Genomic DNA, 16,753 nt, shown 5'->3' with positions numbered 1-16,753 from the left:
CTATCCATGAACGGAGCCGAATGGAGGCAACATGCTCAAGCACATTCACGACAGATCCCTGCTTTTTGGTCAGGTTCTGGGGATCATGGTCATTATCACGCTGATCTCCATCAGCTTTTTCGGGCTTTACTCGGTCCGGAGCGCAGCCGATCAGATGGGACAGGGGAAGGATGTGGTAGCCGATATTCTGCCGCCGCCCCTCTACCTTATCGAATCCCAGTTGCAGGTCTACACCCTGCTCCATGCCAAACCGGAGGAGCGGGAGGCCCTGCTGCAAACCCTCGCCCGACTGCAGCAAGAGTTCGAGAGCCGTAACCGCTTCTGGCAAGAGAGCAGCCTGAACGAGCCCCTCAGGGAGTTGCTGCTGGGGGAGCAAAAAGTGCAGGGGGAGCTGTTCTGGCAGTTGCTCAACGACAAGTTTGTCCCCTCCATCAAGGCTGGGGATCTGGCGCAGGCGGGCGCGCTTGCAGCACGCCTGCACACCCTCTATAACGCCCACCGGCTAGGGGTGGACGCCACCGTCATCCGCGGTAACGAGTATGCCGCCGAGCAAATGGCCCATCTAGCCAACACAACCCGACTCTGCTACGGCCTGCTGTTGTGCGCTGCAATGCTGGGGGCCGGGCTCATCTTCTGGCTGGGACGCCCCACCCAACAGCGGCTGCTGGCCGCAGGCAAGGCGACCGCCGCGATCGCCGAAGGGGAGTTGAACCGCCCCATGCCGGAGCCGGGCCTCGATGCCATCGGCGAGCTGATCCGCCAGATCGGGGCCATGCGTGACCAGCTGGCAACCCTGGTGGAGTCCCTGCAACGCAGCGCCAGTACGCTGGATGATCGCGCCACCAGCCTGACCGCCATGGCACAACGGCACACCGATGACAGTCAGGCACAGGTCGGGGCGGCCCACCATATCGAACAGGCCATCGAGCAGCTCACCCACTCCATTGAACAGGCGGGTAGCCAGCTGCATCAGGTAGGGGAGCAAACCCTGCAGTCAGCAGAGCGGGCACAAGAGGCGACGCTCGCCATCCACACCGTGGAACAGGTGATCGGGGAGCAAGTCACGGGCGTGAAGCAGGTCTCCCATACCATTTCGGATCTGGCTGGCCTCTCGCAGCAGATTGCCGGGCTGGCAGGCGCCATTCACGATATTGCGGAGCAGACCAATTTGCTGGCGCTGAACGCCGCCATTGAAGCGGCGCGGGCAGGTGAACAAGGGCGCGGTTTTGCCGTGGTAGCCGATGAAGTGCGCTCGCTGGCGACCCGCACCGGCAGCGCCACCACCGAGATCAACACCATCATCGGCAAGATCCAGGATGTCAGCCTGCGCGCCGCCAGCGAGATGGATACCGAGCTGGCCCGGGTCGAACAGGCGGTCACTCACACGATGACAGCGCGCCAGAGCGTCGCCCGGATCGCGCAGAGCTGCGAGGAGATCAACCAGCGCATCGCTCAGGTCGATCAGTTGATGAGCGATGAGACCCGGCTGGTACAAGGGATCCACCATCAGGTCGGCGAGATGTCGCGGTTGGCGGCCGAGGCCAACCAGAGCGCCAGTCAGGCCGCCGAAGAGGCGACCATGGTCGCCCAACACGCCCGCATCCTGACCAGGCAGACTCACCACTTCCATCTCGACACCCCCCGCCATTGATCCCCGGCGCTGACGGGAGTCTGCGCTCCCCTTTTTCTCTGCATTGGTTAAATGGGTAGCACTAGACTCCATGAGGGAATAGGATCCGCCCCTCTGAAAACCAACTGCAAGGATCAACTGACATGACTCGAAAATGGTCGCTCCCCATCGTGGTAATCGCGGGGGGAGCGTTACTCTGGCTTGGCAACACCTTTGGTATGAAATGGGCTCTGATGGCCCTGATCGGATTCGGCTTCGGCTTCACCCTCTCCTTCAGTCGCTTCGGCATCGTATTCGGTTGGCGCGAAATGCTAACCAAGCGCAACAGTTACTATGTGCGGGTTCACCTGCTCACCATCGCCATCGAAATTCTGCTGTTCACCACCTTCCTCTCCTTTAGCCACGCCCTCTTTGGCGATGCCATGGTGGGTAACGTGATGGCTATCGGCATTCCCTTCATCGTCGGTGCCTTCCTGTTCGGCATCGGCATGCAGCTGGCAGGCGTCTGCGCCACCGGCACTCTTTACTGCTGCGGCGAGGGACAACCCCGCTTCTGGCTGGTGCTGATCTGCTACGGCATCGGCACCCTGATCAGCAACCAGTTCCGCCCCGAACTGGAGGCTACCTTCTCCAGCCATGTGGTATTGGCCCGGGATCTGACCGGCAATATCTGGAGCGGCATGCTGCTCAACCTGGCGCTGGTCGCCGCGCTGTTCCTGCTGTTTCGCAAGAGCGAACTCAAGCGCACCGGCGAGCTCAAGCCCCTCTTCAGCGGCGGCAACCTGTTCTGGCGCGATGGCCGCTTCACCGTGCTGACCGGCGGCATCATCATCGCCCTGCTCAACTCGTCCGTGGTCGCTCTGCACGGCTCGGCCTGGACCATCACCGGCGCCGTCTATGACATGGCGCTGCGCGGTGCCTCCCTGTTTGGCCTGTTCGAGGGCAACCCCAAGCTGGCCCAGCCACTCTTTATCAACCCCATGGTCGGCATGTTCTGGCTCGGCATTCTGGGGGCCATGCTGGCGCGCTGCATCAGCGGTGGTGGTAACTTCGCCCCGATGCGGATCGGCAACAGTCTGGCCTCCATCATCGGCGGCCTGTTGATGGGGATGGGCGCCATGTACGCCGCCTGCAACCTCGGCGGCTTCTTTGATGGCACGGCATCTGGCAGCCTGCACGGCTGGGTCTGGATGCTGATGGCCCTCGCTGGCAGCCTCATCGGCATTCGCCTGCGCCCGCTGTTCGGGCTCTGAGGCTCAACATCGTAAACACCCCATAAGAAACGGGAGGCCAAGCCTCCCGTTTTTACATTTATTGCTCCCGTCGCTCTGCTTATTGGACAGGCTGGGAAACCCCTTCCAGATGGATTTCTACCCGGCGATCCGGTGCCAGACAGGCGATCAGCTCCTGCTTGGAGCGGCTGGCACAGCTGTTGCCAGTGACAGGATTGGACTTGCCACGCCCCTCGACCCGTACCTTGTCGGCATACAAGCCTTTGGATACCAGATAGCTGGCCACGCTCTGGGCACGCTTCTCGGAGAGGGCCAGGTTGTAGTTGTCGGAACCGATGCGGTCGGTATAACCGATGACAGTTGCGACGCCATCTTTCGGATTGGCCGCCACAATCTGGCTGAACAGGGCATCGAGCGCCTGATTGGCAGCCGGCTTCAGGGTCGCCTTGTTGAACTCGAACAGCACATCGGAACTCAGACTGAAGGTCTTGGGCTCAACCACGGCTACAGGTGCCGGTTCGGCGGCCGGAGCGGGCGCCGGTGCTACGACCTCGCCACCTTGCTGACCGAAGCGATAGAGCATCCCAACAGAGAGCAGACCATTATCCATCTCTATACCGGAACGATCTTCAGATGTACTGCCCAACGGGGTGGTGTATTGGTATTCAAGGCGAGCAGCCCAGTCTTTGTCGATGGCATATTCAACACCAAGTGCACCAACAAACGCAGCGCCATGGTATTTGTGTCCATTATTGTCAAATGACACATCGTTGGCTGGGGTAGCGGAATCTTTATACCAACCGGAATAAGAGCTCTCAGTCCAGGCATACGCGCCGCCCAAGCGACCATAGACATCCAATACAGATGTAGCAGGGAAACTAATCTTCATGGTGGCCTGTATCATTTGCGCTTTAGCTTCACCGTGCAACCCGGCAGACAGGGTTCCCAAGGACGCAGTTTTATCAAGCTGATACTTACCAAGCCAGTCATAACCCAACTCAAAACCCAAGTTCTGATTAAGCTGATAGCCGACAAAACCACCCAAACCGAGATCACTTTGTTTATCACTGGGTGATACAAAATCGACTACATCCTTAACTTGTTGGTTGTAATCAACGCCATAGTAATTGGACCAACCGGCCTTGCCACCGACATACCAGGTATTGTCCTGAGCGGCAGCCTGCACGGCTCCGGCCGCCAACAAACCACTGACCAATACGGCAAGCATGGATTTATTCATATTTTCGCCTCTGCAATAAGTCGTTATGGGCGCCTGAGTGCGCACTTTCCCTGTGTGAAGCCGTCAGGCGGCCTCTCCGCTATTCAGGGTATCCCATCCGAACGCAGCCTCAAATGACCAGCAGCTCAGGAGTGTGAAGCGGCCTGCATTATCGCGGTATCGTCGGTCAAAATGGTCTTTGCCAGCATTCTGGCCTGCTCCAGCGCCAGTGGCTGCTGATAGCTGTGAGCCATCACGATCGCCCCCTCCAGCAACAGGCAAAGCTCGGTGGCCTGTGCCAGAGAACAGTTGAGCTGGTTTATCACCCAGCCCAATAACGCCTGCTTGTGGGCCATCACCAGCTTACGCACCGGATGGCGTGGGTCGGCAAACTCGGCGCTGGCGTTGATAAAGTTGCAGCCATAGAAATCAGAGCGGCCAAACCACTCTGCAAAACCGTCAAACAGCGCCTGCAGGCGAGCTTCACGTCCGCTCACACCGGCCAGCCGCTGGTCAAGCAGGACGAAGAACTCCCGGTCACGAGCGAGCAGCACCTCCTCAATCAAGGCATCCTTGGTCGGGAAGTGGCGATAGAGGGTGCGCTTGGTACTCCCCGCCTCGGCCCAGATGCGATCTATGCCGGTGGCATGAAAGCCATGACGGTTGAACAGACGGTAGGCTGTCGCCACCAGTTGTTGACGCTTCTCACTCATGATTTGCCTCTTGAAGTACACCGATCTGTCTACCTAATGTGCCTAATCAGTTCTGGCAAACCAAGAGGAAAGCATGATGACAAAATGGTATGGCCCGTTATGGGCAGGTGTGGGCGCCGCACTCACCATCGGCATATTGGGATGGCTCAATCTGAGCTGGCATGTCGCGCTAGTCATGGCACCCTTCGGGGCCAGCTGTGTGTTGTTGTTTTCCCTGCCAGATAGTCCGCTGGCGCGCCCCAAAAACGTGCTGGGTGGAAACCTGCTGACGGCCTGCGTCGGACTGGTCATCGGCATGCTTCCCCTCCCTGCTGAAATGCAGATGGCTCTGGCAACCGGGCTGGCTATCGCACTGATGCAGGGACTAAATATTCTTCACCCTCCGGCAGGCGCCAATCCCTTGCTGATCCTGATGACAGGACAAGAGCCAGCATTCGTGTGGCAAACGGTGCTGCCCGGCACCCTGCTACTGATGGCGCTGGCCCATGGATTTCAATGGCTCAGACAGAAGTTCCCAATTGCAGCCTAAAAACAGAGGGAGGCCAACGCCTCCCTCCTGCTTCATACCGATCTCGCCATCAACTAGCCAGAAACAGCCGGTAGGCGGGGTCATCGCTCACCTCTTTCCAGCCGTAGCCAATCTCGTGCAGGTAGTCGTGGAAAGCCGCCACGTCCTCGTCCGGCAGCTCGAAGGCGCAGAGCACCCGTCCGTAGTCGGCGCCGTGGTTGCGGTAGTGGAACAGGCTGATGTTCCAGCGACAGCCCAGGGTCTCCAGGAAGCGCATCAGGGCCCCTGGCTGCTCCGGGAACTTGAAGCTGTAGAGACGCTCACCGAGGGGCCGGGCCGGGCGACCGCCAATCATGTAGCGCACGTGGTTCTTGGCCAGCTCGCTCTCGGTCATGTTGACCACCGGATAGCCGTTGCCGCCGAGCTGATCGATGATCTGGCCCAGCTCCTCGTCACCGCCGGTGAGGCGCACCGAAACGAACAGCGACGCCTGCTCCGCGTCCGCATAGCGATAGTTGAACTCGGTCACCATGCGGGGCCCCAGCTGACGGCAGAAGTCGAGGAAGGCCCCCTTGCGCTCGGGGATGGTCACCGCCAGCATGCCCTCGCGCTTCTCACCGATCTCGCAGCGCTCGGAGACGTAGCGCAGGCTGTGGAAGTTCACGTTGGCGCCGGACAGAATGGCCGCCATCCGCCCCCCTTTGACCTGCTCCCGCTCGCTGTAGGCCTTGAGGCCCGCCAACGACAGGGCGCCCGAAGGCTCGGCGATGGCGCGGCAGTCGTCGAAGATGTCTTTCAACGCGGCACAGATCTGGTCGTTGGAGACTGTCACCACCTCGTCCAGATACTGGTTGCAGAGGCGGAAGGTCTCCTCGCCGATGCGCTTGACCGCCACCCCGTCAGCAAACAGCGAGACCCGCTCCAGATTGACCGGCTCGCCGGCCGCCAGCGCGGCCTTGAGGCAGGCGGAGCCCTCCGCCTCCACCCCGATCACCTTCACATCCGGCAGCAGCTGCTTGATATAGACCGCCACCCCGGCGGCCAGACCGCCGCCGCCCACCGGCACGAACACGTGAGTGAGGTGGGTATCCTGCTCCAGCAGCTCCTTGCCGATGGTGCCCTGCCCGGCGATCACCTCAACGTCGTCAAACGGCGGGATCAGGGTGTAGCCCTCCAGCGTGGCGAGGCGGCGGCTCTCGCCATAGGCCTCGTCGAAGCTGTTGCCAAACAGCATGACGTTGCCTCCCTGCCGGCGCACCGCGTCGATCTTGATGTCCGGCGTGGTCTTGGGCATCACGATGATCGCCTTGATACCGAGCTTGGCGGCCGAGAGGGCGACCCCCTGCGCGTGGTTGCCAGCAGAGGCGGCGATGACGCCGCGCGCTTTCTGCTCCTCGGTCAGGGTGGCGATCTTGTGGTAGGCACCGCGCAGCTTGAAGGAGTGGACCGGTTGCAGATCCTCCCGCTTCAGGCTGACGTGGTTGCCGAGCCGCTCGGAGAGTTTCTTCAGGGTTTGCAAGGGGGTGACCCGCGCCGCCTCATAGACGGGGGAGAGCAACACCTTGCGTAGATAATCCGCCGCAGAGACCATGATTTATTCCCCCAGCATCGAGCGATCGCGAACCGCGCCTTTATCGGCGCTGGTGGCGAACATGGCATAGGCGCGCAGGGCAAAGGAGACCTGACGCTGACGATCGAGCGGCTTCCAGCCCCGAGCCTCTACGGCGATACGGCGGGCGGCCAGCACGCTGTCGGCCACCTCCAGCACCATGCTGCGGGCCGGGATATTGATGCTGATGATGTCGCCATCCTCCACCAGACCTATGGTGCCGCCGGAAGCCGCCTCCGGCGAGACATGGCCGATGGAAAGACCCGAGGTGCCGCCGGAGAAGCGGCCATCGGTGATGAGGGCACACGCCTTGCCGAGTCCCATGGATTTCAGATAGGTGGTGGGGTAGAGCATCTCCTGCATGCCCGGACCCCCTTTCGGCCCTTCGTAGCGGATCACCACCACCTCGCCCGCTTTCACGGTACCGTCGAGGATGCCGCTCACCGCGCTCTCCTGACTCTCGAATACCCGGGCCGGGCCACGGAAGGTGAGGTTCTCCTCATCCACTCCGGCAGTCTTGACGATGGCACCGTTGACCGCGAGGTTGCCAGAGAGCACCGCCAGACCGCCCTCCTGGCTATAGGCGTTATCCAGCGAGCGGATACAGCCTTCTGCTCTGTCCAGATCCAGCTCCGGCCAGCGGCAATCCTGACTGAACGCCTTGATGGTGCGGATGCCGGCAGGGCCGGCGCGGTAGAAGTCCACCACCTCCTGACTCGGCTGGCGGCTGACGTCATATTCATTGAGCTGCTCGACAAGGGAGCAACCCAGCACGGTACGGGTATCGCCATTCACCAGACCCGCTTTTTCCAGCTGGCCCAGAATGGCGACCACGCCACCGGCGCGGTGCACATCTTCCATATGGTATTTCTGGGTGGAGGGCGCCACCTTGCACAGCTGGGGCACCTTGCGGGACATGCGGTCGATATCGGCCATGGTGAAGTCGACGCCAGCCTCCTGCGCCGCCGCCAACAGGTGCAGCACGGTATTGGTAGAGCCGCCCATGGCGATATCGAGCGCCATGGCATTCTCGAACGCCGCCTTGGTGGCGATGTTGCGCGGCAGGGCGGTCTCGTCATCCTGCTCATACCAGCGCTTGGCCAAAGTCACGATGCGCTGGCCCGCCAGCTTGAACAGCTGCTCGCGATCGGCGTGGGTTGCCAGCATGGAGCCGTTGCCCGGCTGGGAAAGGCCGAGCGCCTCGGTCAGACAGTTCATGGAGTTGGCGGTAAACATGCCGGAGCAGGAGCCACAGGTGGGGCAGGCACTGCGCTCCACCTGTTCGCTCTGGGCATCGGAGACCTTGGGGTCGGCGCCCTGGATCATTGCATCCACCAGATCCAGCTTGATGATCTGGTCGGAGAGCCTGGTCTTGCCCGCTTCCATCGGGCCGCCGGAGACAAAAATGACCGGGATATTGATGCGCAAGGCCGCCATCAGCATCCCCGGGGTGATCTTGTCGCAGTTGGAGATGCAGACCATGGCGTCGGCACAGTGGGCGTTGACCATATACTCCACCGAATCGGCAATCAGCTCCCGCGATGGCAGGGAGTAGAGCATGCCGCCGTGGCCCATGGCGATACCGTCATCCACTGCTATGGTGTTGAACTCCTTGGCAACACCACCCGCAGCTTCGATTTCGCGGGCCACCAGCTGGCCCAGATCCTTGAGGTGGACGTGGCCCGGCACGAATTGAGTGAAGGAGTTGACCACGGCGATGATGGGTTTGCCGAAATCCTGATCGGTCATTCCGGTGGCGCGCCACAGGGCGCGGGCCCCGGCCATGTTACGTCCGTGGGTGGTGGTGGCGGATCTCAACTTCGGCATTGTCTCTACTCCCTGAATGCCCATATGGGCTCGATGCGTTATGCGGTGATGATACGAGTGGATCGGAATCGACCCTGGTGAAGACTCCTCTGGGAAGTTCTCACCGGAAGCGACTCGGGGAGGCACAGCGCCTCCCCTCTCTCATCAGTCGTTGACGGGCGTCAGCCAGCCCCACTTGTCCTCGGTCTGGCCGTTAAACAGGCCGAAGAAGGCGTTTTGCAGCTGCTCGGTCACCGGGCCACGGCTGCCAGCGCCCACCTTCATCCGATCGACGGAGCGCACCGGGGTCACCTCGGCGGCGGTGCCGGTCATGAAGATTTCGTCTGCCACATAGAGCGCCTCACGGGGCAGTGCCTGCTCGCGCACCTCATAACCGAGATCGCGGGCCAGCGTCATGATGGTATCGCGGGTGATGCCGGGCAGGATGGCAGCGGTGGCAGGCGGGGTGAACAGTACGCCGTTCTTCACCAGAAACAGGTTCTCCCCCGCCCCTTCGCTCAGGTAGCCGTTCACATCCAGCGCCAGCCCCTCGGCGAAGCCGTTGCGCTTGGCCTCGCGGCTGATCAGCTGGGATGACAAATAGTTGCCGCCCGCCTTGGCGCCGGTGGGAATGGTGTTGGGAGCGAGTCGGTTCCACGAGGTGACGCACACATCCACCCCGTTTTTCAGCCCCTCTTCCCCCAGATAGGCGCCCCACGGCAGGGCGGCCACCATCAGGTCGGCCTTGGCATCCAGCGGTGGATGCAGCCCCAGCCCCACGTTGCCGACAAAGGCCAGCGGGCGCAGGTAGCCGCTCTTCAGGCCGTTCTCGCGCACCACGGTGCGACAGGCTTCATTCACTTCGGCCTCGCTGTAGGGGACGTCCATCCAGTAGATCTTGGCGGAGTCGAACAGGCGGCGGGTGTGCTCCTGCAGACGGAAGATGCAGGTGCCCTTGGGGGTGTCGTAGGCGCGCACACCCTCGAACACCGAGGAGCCGTAGTGCAGGGCGTGGCTCATGACGTGCACCTGGGCATCCTGCCAGGGCACCAGTTTGCCGTTGAACCAGATGTATTGGGGGTGAGTGGCTGATTGGGAAGGCTGTGACATTGGCTTGGCTCCTTAAGCTCTGATCCGGGGTTGCTGTTCCAGTGCATCGACCCGGGAGACGTCCACCAGCTTCACCAGCTGGCTCCACAACTGCTGGATGGGACGTACCGACTCGACAGTAACCGTGATCCGCAGCTGTTGGCAATCCTGCTCCATGTTGAGGGCGCACAGATTGAAGCCGCGGTGGCGCACCACCCGCAGCACCCGCTCCATCACTTCGGGTCTGGGCTGGGCGTGGATATGCAGGGTGTGCTGTGCAAATGCTGGCTGGGCAAGGGTGTGCGGGTTCATGGGCGTTGCTCCATCATCTGGTGGTTAGCGACTCCCGGCGGAACCAGGGGCCAGACGTTTTCTTCCTCTGAAATAGCCACATGCAGCAGGTAGGCACTCTCGCTTGCCAGCAGGCGATCGAGGGCACCGGCTATCTGCTCCTTGCATGTGATGGTCTCGCCCGGAATGCCGAAAGCGGCAGCCAGGGCGACGAAATCGGGGTTGTCGGAGAGGATGGTCTCGCTGTAGCGACCGTCGAAGAACAGCTCCTGCCACTGGCGCACCATGCCGAGGCGCTGGTTATCCAGCAGCACCATCTTCACCTTGAGCTGGGCGCGGCGGATGGTGCCAAGCTCCTGCACATTCATCATGAAAGAGCCGTCACCGCTCACCAGCACCACTTCATCCTCCGGGCGCGACATCTTGGCCCCGATGGCGGCGGGCAGACCAAAGCCCATGGTACCCAGACCGGCGCTGGAGAGGTGGTTGCGCGGGCTGGTGAAGCGCATGTGCTGGGCCACCCACATCTGGTGCTGACCCACATCGCAGGCCACCACGCTGCTCTCCGGCAGCCGGGCAGAGAGCTGCTTGAGCAGAGCCGGGGCGTAGATGGCCTGACCCGGGTGGTCGTAGCGAAATGCATATTCGCGGGCCATGGCGGCGCAGTGTTCACGCCAGGGGGCGATGTCGAGAGTCATGGCGAGGCGCGGCAGCACCTGTTTGAGATCCGCGGTGATCCCCACCTCGGCGGCGCGGCGCTTGCCGAACTCGGCGGCATCCACATCGAGATGGATCACCTTGGCCTCGGGGGCGAACTCCTCCAGCTTGCCGGTCACCCTGTCGTCGAAACGGGCACCCACCACCAGCAGCAGATCGCACTGCTGCACCGCATAGTTGGCCGCCTTGGTACCGTGCATGCCGAGCATGCCGAGGTAAACGGCGCTGTCGGGGTCGAGCGCGCCAATCCCCTTGAGGGTGGTGACCGCTGGCATGCCGGTTGCGGCAGCAAAGTCGCGCAACTGCTGCTCGGCATTGGCCATGCCCACTCCGCCACCGACGTAGAGCACCGGGCGCTCGGCGGCAGCCAGCAGGGTGCGGGCCGCGGCCAGATCCGAGGGGTTGAGCACCTCCGACTCTTCCACTGCAAACAGCGGGCTCTGGGCAGGCACGGCGGCCAACTGCACATCCTTGGGGAGATCGATCAGCACAGGGCCGGGGCGACCTTCGGTGGCGATGGCGAAAGCTTCTGCCAGCACCCGCCCCAGATCGGCGGCATCGATCACCATGAAGGAGTGCTTGGTACAGGAGAGGGACATGCCGAGCACGTCGACCTCCTGAAACGCATCGGTGCCGATGGCGGAACAGGGCACCTGACCGCTGATGGCCACCAGCGGCACCGAGTCGAGCAGCGCCTCCGCCAGACCGGTTACCAGATTGGTAGCTCCGGGGCCGGAGGTGGCGATGCAGACCCCCACCTGACCGGAGGCGCGGGCGTAGCCCACCGCCGCCATGGCGGCACCCTGCTCGTGGCGGCAGAGCTGATGGGCCAGACCACCGTCATACAGGGCATCGTAGACCGGCATGATGGCCCCGCCCGGGTAACCAAACACCTGGGTCACACCCTGTTTCTTGAGAGCCTGTACCAAAAACTGCGCGCCGTTCATGTGGAAAATCCTGTCCTTTGGTCGAAAAAAAACCCCCGAGCTGTGAGGCTCGGGGGTCGCTTGTTTCGTTCTGTCCGGTGGTGGGTCTATCCCTTGTTCCGTGCAGCTAAACGAGCCCCGAGCGGTGAGATAATAATCACCACTAGGACCACAATAATGCTGACGAAACGGGAGGCCATGTTCATAGTTACAACCGGAAATCCTGTGAAATTGGGGCGGTTTCTACCGCGAATGGCTATTAGAACTAGCACGGTGATTTTTATTGGGCAAGCCTTTTTTCTGTGACAACCCACTGATTTTGGCTATTCCCCAGCCGGAACTCTGGAATAAAAAACCAACAACAAGCAGTTAGTCAGAACATATATCAACTCAAGGACGGGATTTATGTCATTAGCTGTGGTTTATAGCCGTGCCAGCCTCGGGATCGCGGCCCCGCAAGTTACAGTGGAAGTTCACCTCTCCAACGGCCTGCCCGCCTTCAACATGGTCGGCCTGCCAGAAACCTCGGTGAAGGAGTCGCGGGATCGGGTGCGCAGCGCCCTGCTCAACGGCAATTTCGAGTTCCCGAGCAAACACATCACGGTCAATCTGGCCCCCGCCGATCTGCCCAAGGAGGGGGGCCGCTTCGATCTGGCCATCGCCATCGGCATTCTCGCCGCTTCCAAGCAGATACCCGCAAAATACCTGCTCGATCACGAATTTTTGGGGGAGTTGGCCCTGACCGGCGAAATTCGTCCCGTGCTCGGGGTACTGCCTGCCGTACTCGCCTGCCGGGATGCAGGGCGCACCCTGCTGGTACCGCGGGAGAACGGCCCCGAAGCTTCCCTCATTCAGGATGCCGAGGTGCGTACCGCCCACCAGTTGCTGGCCGTCACAGCTTGGCTGGCGGGCCAGTACGAACTGCCGCTGCCGGATCCCCAAAACGCGGAGAGCCTGCCCGATGTACCGGATCTGCAGGATGTGATCGGCCAGTCACAGGCCAAGAGGGCGCTGGAGATCGCCGCCGCCGGCAGCCACAACCTGCTGTTCATCGGCCCACCTGGCACCGGCAAGAGCATGCTGGCCAGCCGTCTGCCCGGCATTCTGCCACCGCTCAGCGAGCAGGAAGCGCAGCAGACCGCCGCCATCCACTCCATCGGCGGCCTCACCCCGCGCGCCGGCCACTGGCACCACAGACCCTATCGCACGCCCCACCACAGTGCCTCAGCGGTGGCGCTGGTGGGCGGTGGCAGCCACCCGCGGCCCGGCGAAATTTCGCTGGCCCACAACGGGGTGCTGTTTCTTGACGAGCTGCCCGAGTTCGAGCGCAAGGTGCTCGACTCCCTGCGCGAGCCGCTGGAGACGGGCCACATCACAATCAGCCGGGCCGCCCGTCAGGTGGATTTCCCCGCCCGCTTCCAGCTGGTGGGCGCAATGAATCCTAGCCCCTGCGGCCACTATGGCGATGGCCAGACCCGCTCCAGCCCGGATCAGATCCTGCGCTACCTCGGCAAACTCTCCGGCCCCTTTCTCGACCGCTTCGACCTGACAGTTGAGGTGCCGCTGCTGCCCAAGGGGAGCCTTACCGGCAAGGCGGAGCGGGGGGAGTCTAGTCAACAGATCCGCGATCGGGTACTGGCGGCACGGGAGCGCATGCTGAGTCGCAACGGCAAGCTCAACAATCTGCTGAATAGCCGCGAGATTGAGGATATTTGCCGACTATCACCGCAAGATGCCGAATTTTTGGAGAATGCCATCCAGAAGCTGGGGCTCAGCATCCGGGCCTGGCACCGCATTTTGCGGGTGTCACGCACCATCGCCGATCTGGCCGGGCAATCCGCCATCGGCAAGGAGCATCTTATTGAGGCGCTCGGTTATCGCGCCATGGACAGGCTGCTGTCGCGATTGCGCAGCAGCTGACAGAAGGGAAAGGGTGAGTCCAACCCCGTAACGGCTCTGAATGGTCTCACGGGCAATCGGCTGATATTATGGCCACAGATCTGACCACTTGATGGCCCTTTATCGACAGCAAGACGGACCCGACTCATGCCCAACAAGCTGACAGAGCGACTGCGCGGCAGTCTCTCCACCCTGCTCTATTTTTTCAACACCCTCTTCTGGTTTGTCCCCATCTTCTCGCTGGGTCTGCTCAAGCTCCTGCTCCCCCTCAAGGGGTGGCGCACCCTCTGCAACTGGCTGCTCGATGGCTGTGCCAGCTGCTGGATCGGTTTCAACAATCTGATCCAGAAAACCATCATCAAAACCCCTTTCGAGGTGGTCGGAGTGGACAAAGGGCGCCGGAATGAGTGGTATATGGTGATTGCCAACCATCAATCCTGGGTCGACATACTGGTACTGCAGCGGGTTTTTAACCAAAAAATCCCCTTCCTGAAGTTTTTCCTCAAGAAAGAGCTGATTTGGGTACCTTTTCTCGGTCTGGCATGGTGGGCGCTCGACTTCCCCTTCATGCGGCGATATTCCAGGAAATTTCTGGAAAAGCATCCCCATCTGAAGGGAAAAGACATTGAAACAACCCGTAAAGCCTGTGCCAGGTTCCGCCACATTCCGGTGAGTGTGATGAACTTCGTCGAAGGCACCCGCTTCACCAAGGGCAAACATCAGAAGCAGGGTTCGCCCTATCGTCACCTGCTCCACCCGAAAGCAGGCGGCATCGCCTTTACCCTGGCAGCCATGGGTGACCAGTTGCATCAACTGGTGGATGTCACCATCGCCTATCCGGACGGCATTCCCAGCTACTGGGACTTCATGTGTGGCCGGGTCGGGCAAATCAAGGTTCAGGTCCGCTATTTGCCGATCGACCGCAAGCTGGTGGGGGATTACTTCAATGACCCCGAGTTCCAACAAGAGTTTCAACAGTGGTTGAACGGGATCTGGCACGAAAAGGACCAGACCCTGAGCCAACTGCTGGCAACCAAGGCGCAGTAAACATTCATGCTATCCCTGCTTCCCGGCCCGCTGGTGCTGATCATCAGCGCGGGCCTAACCATCCTTTTCACCGCCTTGTGCGCCAGCCTGATCCTGCTGGTGTCGCTGGCCAAACTAGTACTGCCGATCCCGGCCTTTGGCCGCGCCTGCAGCCGCCTCAACAACCGCTTCATGAGACTGTGGCTGGCCTGCAATGCGCTGGTGATCCGCCTCACCACCCGTATTGACTGGCAGGTGGAGGACAATACCAAGCTGCGCAAGGATGGCTGGTATCTCATCATCAGCAACCACATGAGCTGGACCGATATCGTGGTGCTCGGCCACCTGTTCCGCGACCGGCTGCCGGTGCCCAAGTTCTTCATGAAGCACGAGCTGATCTACATCCCGCTGCTGGGGCTCGCCTGCTGGGGGCTCGATATGCCCTTTATGCGCCGCTATTCGCGAGAATTTCTGTTAAGAAATCCGCACCTGCGCGGCAAGGATATCGAGACCACCCGCAACGCCTGCGAGAAGTTTCGCCACATCCCTACTACCGTCATCAACTTCGTGGAAGGGACCCGCTTCACCGAGCAGAAACGGGATGCGGCCCGCTCCCGCTATCGTCACCTGATGCCGCCCAAGGCGGCAGGACTGGCCTTTACACTGGCGGCCATGGGCGAGCAGTTCGACAGCCTGATCAACGTCACCATCCGCTATCCGGACAACGCCGAGACCCCGTTCAAGGACTTCCTGATGGGGCGGGTAGAACGCATTCAGGTGCGGATCGAGGAGCTGCCGGTGGATGAGGCGCTGATTGGGGATTACTTCAACGACAAGCAGTTCAAGCGCGGTTTTCAGGAGTGGCTAAACCAGCGCTGGCAGGAGAAGGACGAGGTGCTGGAGGGGTGGCAGAGCGGTCAGGCGCCGCTGCCGGTTGCCGCCAAATCCGGGGAGGAATCCAAAGAGAGCGCAGAAGCCAACTCGGCCAACTGATCTTCGGAAAAGACAGCAATCCCGTGGCGGCGCAGCAGGGCGGTGGTCTTGCCCTCGCCCGCCACAGAAATACCCTCAAAGCGGCCGTTATAGATACGGCCGCTGCCACATGAGGGGCTCCCCTCTTTCAGCAGCGCAAAGCGAATGCCCTGCGCCTGACAAATAGCCAACGCCAGCTCGGCGCCGCGATCAAACTCTTCAGTCACATCCAGCCCGCTCGCCGTCACTACACGCTCGCCCTGCCGCTCGGCAGGAGGACGCGGGGTCGGCAGACCGCCCGCCACTTCGGGGCAGAAGGCCAGCGCCCGCCCCTCGGCACCCAGCGCACTCAGCCAGTCGCTGACGATCCCCTTGCTCTGACCGTCGTAACGCACCGGCTGACCCAGCAAACACGCGCTGACCAGCACACGAACAGGATTCGCACTCACGCCTCCGCTCCGTGCATCACTTGATCGAACATCACGCAGCAGGGGCTCTCCAGCCGGTAGAGGATGGCAGGACGCTGTTTGCCGGTGCGCTTGCGGCCGGTGTCTACCAGAATGTCGGCGCGATGGATCCGCTTGCGAAATGCCGCCGTATTCATGGGGGTCTGCAGGATGATTTCGAAGGCGCGTTGCACCTCGGAGAGGGTGAACTCGGGCCCCAGCAGTTGCAGCGGCAGGGTGCTGTAGCGGCTCTTGATCCGCAGCCGCTCCAGCCCCTTGGCGATAAGCTGGACATGGTCGAAGGCGAGGCTCAGCCCCGGCAGGTTGGCGAGCGGATGCCAGCAGCCGTGGATCGCTTCCACTTCCGGATCCACCAGACAGAGATAGACCAGGGTCGTGGACCAGCCGCGGGGATCCCGTTCCAGATTGCCGAGAGTGCAGACCTGCTCACTGTAGCAGTGACCGAGCCCCCACTCCGCCAGCAGACGGCGCTGGGCGGCATCCAGATCCCGATCCCGGGTCTCGTCGATGCGCAGCGCCGGCAGTTGCCAGCAGTGGGCAAAGGGGGGGCGATCGCGGGTCTCGAGCAGCAGCTCGAGCCGCTCCTCATGCAACCGCAGCACCACCATATCCAGACTCATTCTCAGCATGCCGATCGCCCTGCTCGCCT

Annotated in this window: 15 protein-coding genes; 6 read left to right on the top strand and 9 right to left on the bottom strand. The window is 61.6% G+C overall.

What is annotated here, in order from left to right; translation table 11 throughout:
- Positions 1 to 31 precede the first annotated feature (31 nt).
- Both AB5Y76_RS06915 and AB5Y76_RS06910 read left to right on the top strand, forming a co-directional pair.
- Positions 32 to 1,651: a methyl-accepting chemotaxis protein gene (locus AB5Y76_RS06915; protein ID WP_368177698.1), complete on the top strand. Its 1,620-nt coding sequence runs from the start codon at positions 32 to 34 to the stop codon at positions 1,649 to 1,651.
- 122 nt (positions 1,652 to 1,773) lie between these two features.
- Positions 1,774 to 2,883: a YeeE/YedE family protein gene (locus tag AB5Y76_RS06910; RefSeq protein WP_263717853.1), complete on the top strand. Its 1,110-nt coding sequence runs from the start codon at positions 1,774 to 1,776 to the stop codon at positions 2,881 to 2,883.
- Positions 2,884 to 2,962: 79 nt separating this feature from the next.
- On the opposite strand, the gene ompA is transcribed toward AB5Y76_RS06910, so the two are convergent.
- Together ompA and AB5Y76_RS06900 are read right to left on the bottom strand one after the other, a co-directional pair.
- Positions 2,963 to 4,102, bottom strand: coding sequence for a porin OmpA (gene ompA / locus AB5Y76_RS06905; protein WP_263717854.1), 1,140 nt, complete (start codon positions 4,100 to 4,102; stop codon positions 2,963 to 2,965).
- Between the two features lie 125 nt (positions 4,103 to 4,227).
- Positions 4,228 to 4,794, bottom strand: coding sequence for a TetR/AcrR family transcriptional regulator (locus tag AB5Y76_RS06900; protein WP_263717855.1), 567 nt, complete (start codon positions 4,792 to 4,794; stop codon positions 4,228 to 4,230).
- 76 nt (positions 4,795 to 4,870) lie between these two features.
- Between AB5Y76_RS06900 and AB5Y76_RS06895 the strand changes: the two genes are divergently transcribed.
- Positions 4,871 to 5,323, top strand: coding sequence for an HPP family protein (locus AB5Y76_RS06895; protein WP_263717879.1), 453 nt, complete (start codon positions 4,871 to 4,873; stop codon positions 5,321 to 5,323).
- Positions 5,324 to 5,372: 49 nt separating this feature from the next.
- On the opposite strand, the gene ilvA is transcribed toward AB5Y76_RS06895, so the two are convergent.
- The 5 genes from ilvA to ilvG all read right to left on the bottom strand — a co-directional run bounded on the left by ilvA (position 5,373) and on the right by ilvG (position 11,761).
- Complete coding sequence (gene ilvA, locus AB5Y76_RS06890; protein ID WP_201913314.1) at positions 5,373 to 6,893, bottom strand: threonine ammonia-lyase, biosynthetic; 1,521 nt, start codon at positions 6,891 to 6,893, stop codon at positions 5,373 to 5,375.
- 3 nt (positions 6,894 to 6,896) lie between these two features.
- The gene (gene ilvD / locus AB5Y76_RS06885; RefSeq protein ID WP_263717856.1) at positions 6,897 to 8,738 is read right to left on the bottom strand and encodes a dihydroxy-acid dehydratase; all 1,842 of its coding nucleotides are present in this window, start codon (positions 8,736 to 8,738) and stop codon (positions 6,897 to 6,899) included.
- Between the two features lie 144 nt (positions 8,739 to 8,882).
- Positions 8,883 to 9,827 carry a branched-chain amino acid transaminase gene (locus AB5Y76_RS06880; RefSeq protein WP_064338981.1) on the bottom strand — a complete coding sequence of 315 codons (945 nt, stop codon included), beginning with the start codon at positions 9,825 to 9,827 and terminating at the stop codon, positions 8,883 to 8,885.
- A gap of 12 nt (positions 9,828 to 9,839) precedes the next feature.
- Positions 9,840 to 10,118 carry an acetolactate synthase 2 small subunit gene (gene ilvM, locus AB5Y76_RS06875; RefSeq protein WP_005342011.1) on the bottom strand — a complete coding sequence of 93 codons (279 nt, stop codon included), beginning with the start codon at positions 10,116 to 10,118 and terminating at the stop codon, positions 9,840 to 9,842.
- Positions 10,115 to 11,761, bottom strand: coding sequence for an acetolactate synthase 2 catalytic subunit (gene ilvG / locus AB5Y76_RS06870; protein ID WP_263717857.1), 1,647 nt, complete (start codon positions 11,759 to 11,761; stop codon positions 10,115 to 10,117). The genes ilvM and ilvG overlap by 4 nt, the downstream gene beginning before the upstream one ends.
- Positions 11,762 to 12,145: 384 nt before the next feature.
- On the opposite strand from ilvG, the gene AB5Y76_RS06865 reads away from it, so the two are divergent.
- From AB5Y76_RS06865 to AB5Y76_RS06855, 3 genes are all read left to right on the top strand, one after another.
- Entirely contained in the window at positions 12,146 to 13,660 is a 1,515-nt protein-coding gene (locus tag AB5Y76_RS06865; RefSeq protein WP_263717858.1) for a YifB family Mg chelatase-like AAA ATPase, read from the top strand.
- Between the two features lie 126 nt (positions 13,661 to 13,786).
- The gene (locus AB5Y76_RS06860) at positions 13,787 to 14,686 is read left to right on the top strand and encodes an acyltransferase (RefSeq protein WP_005339610.1); all 900 of its coding nucleotides are present in this window, start codon (positions 13,787 to 13,789) and stop codon (positions 14,684 to 14,686) included.
- A 6-nt stretch (positions 14,687 to 14,692) separates the two neighbouring features.
- The gene (locus AB5Y76_RS06855) at positions 14,693 to 15,658 is read left to right on the top strand and encodes an acyltransferase (protein ID WP_263717859.1); all 966 of its coding nucleotides are present in this window, start codon (positions 14,693 to 14,695) and stop codon (positions 15,656 to 15,658) included.
- Here AB5Y76_RS06855 and AB5Y76_RS06850 read toward each other — a convergent pair.
- Together AB5Y76_RS06850 and AB5Y76_RS06845 are read right to left on the bottom strand one after the other, a co-directional pair.
- On the bottom strand, positions 15,583 to 16,086 hold the full coding sequence (locus AB5Y76_RS06850; protein ID WP_263717860.1) for a DUF523 domain-containing protein: 504 nt from the start codon (positions 16,084 to 16,086) through the stop codon (positions 15,583 to 15,585). The genes AB5Y76_RS06855 and AB5Y76_RS06850 overlap by 76 nt on opposite strands.
- The gene (locus AB5Y76_RS06845; RefSeq protein ID WP_005339607.1) at positions 16,083 to 16,733 is read right to left on the bottom strand and encodes a DNA mismatch repair protein MutT; all 651 of its coding nucleotides are present in this window, start codon (positions 16,731 to 16,733) and stop codon (positions 16,083 to 16,085) included. Before AB5Y76_RS06845 ends, AB5Y76_RS06850 begins: the two co-directional genes overlap by 4 nt.
- Positions 16,734 to 16,753 lie beyond the last annotated feature (20 nt).

Origin of the sequence: Aeromonas sp. R1-2, from assembly GCF_040908505.1 — a bacterium.
Classification (GTDB): Bacteria; Pseudomonadota; Gammaproteobacteria; order Enterobacterales; family Aeromonadaceae; genus Aeromonas; species Aeromonas veronii.
Note: the sequence above shows the minus strand (reverse complement) of the source record. Positions and strands in the feature narration are given on the sequence as shown.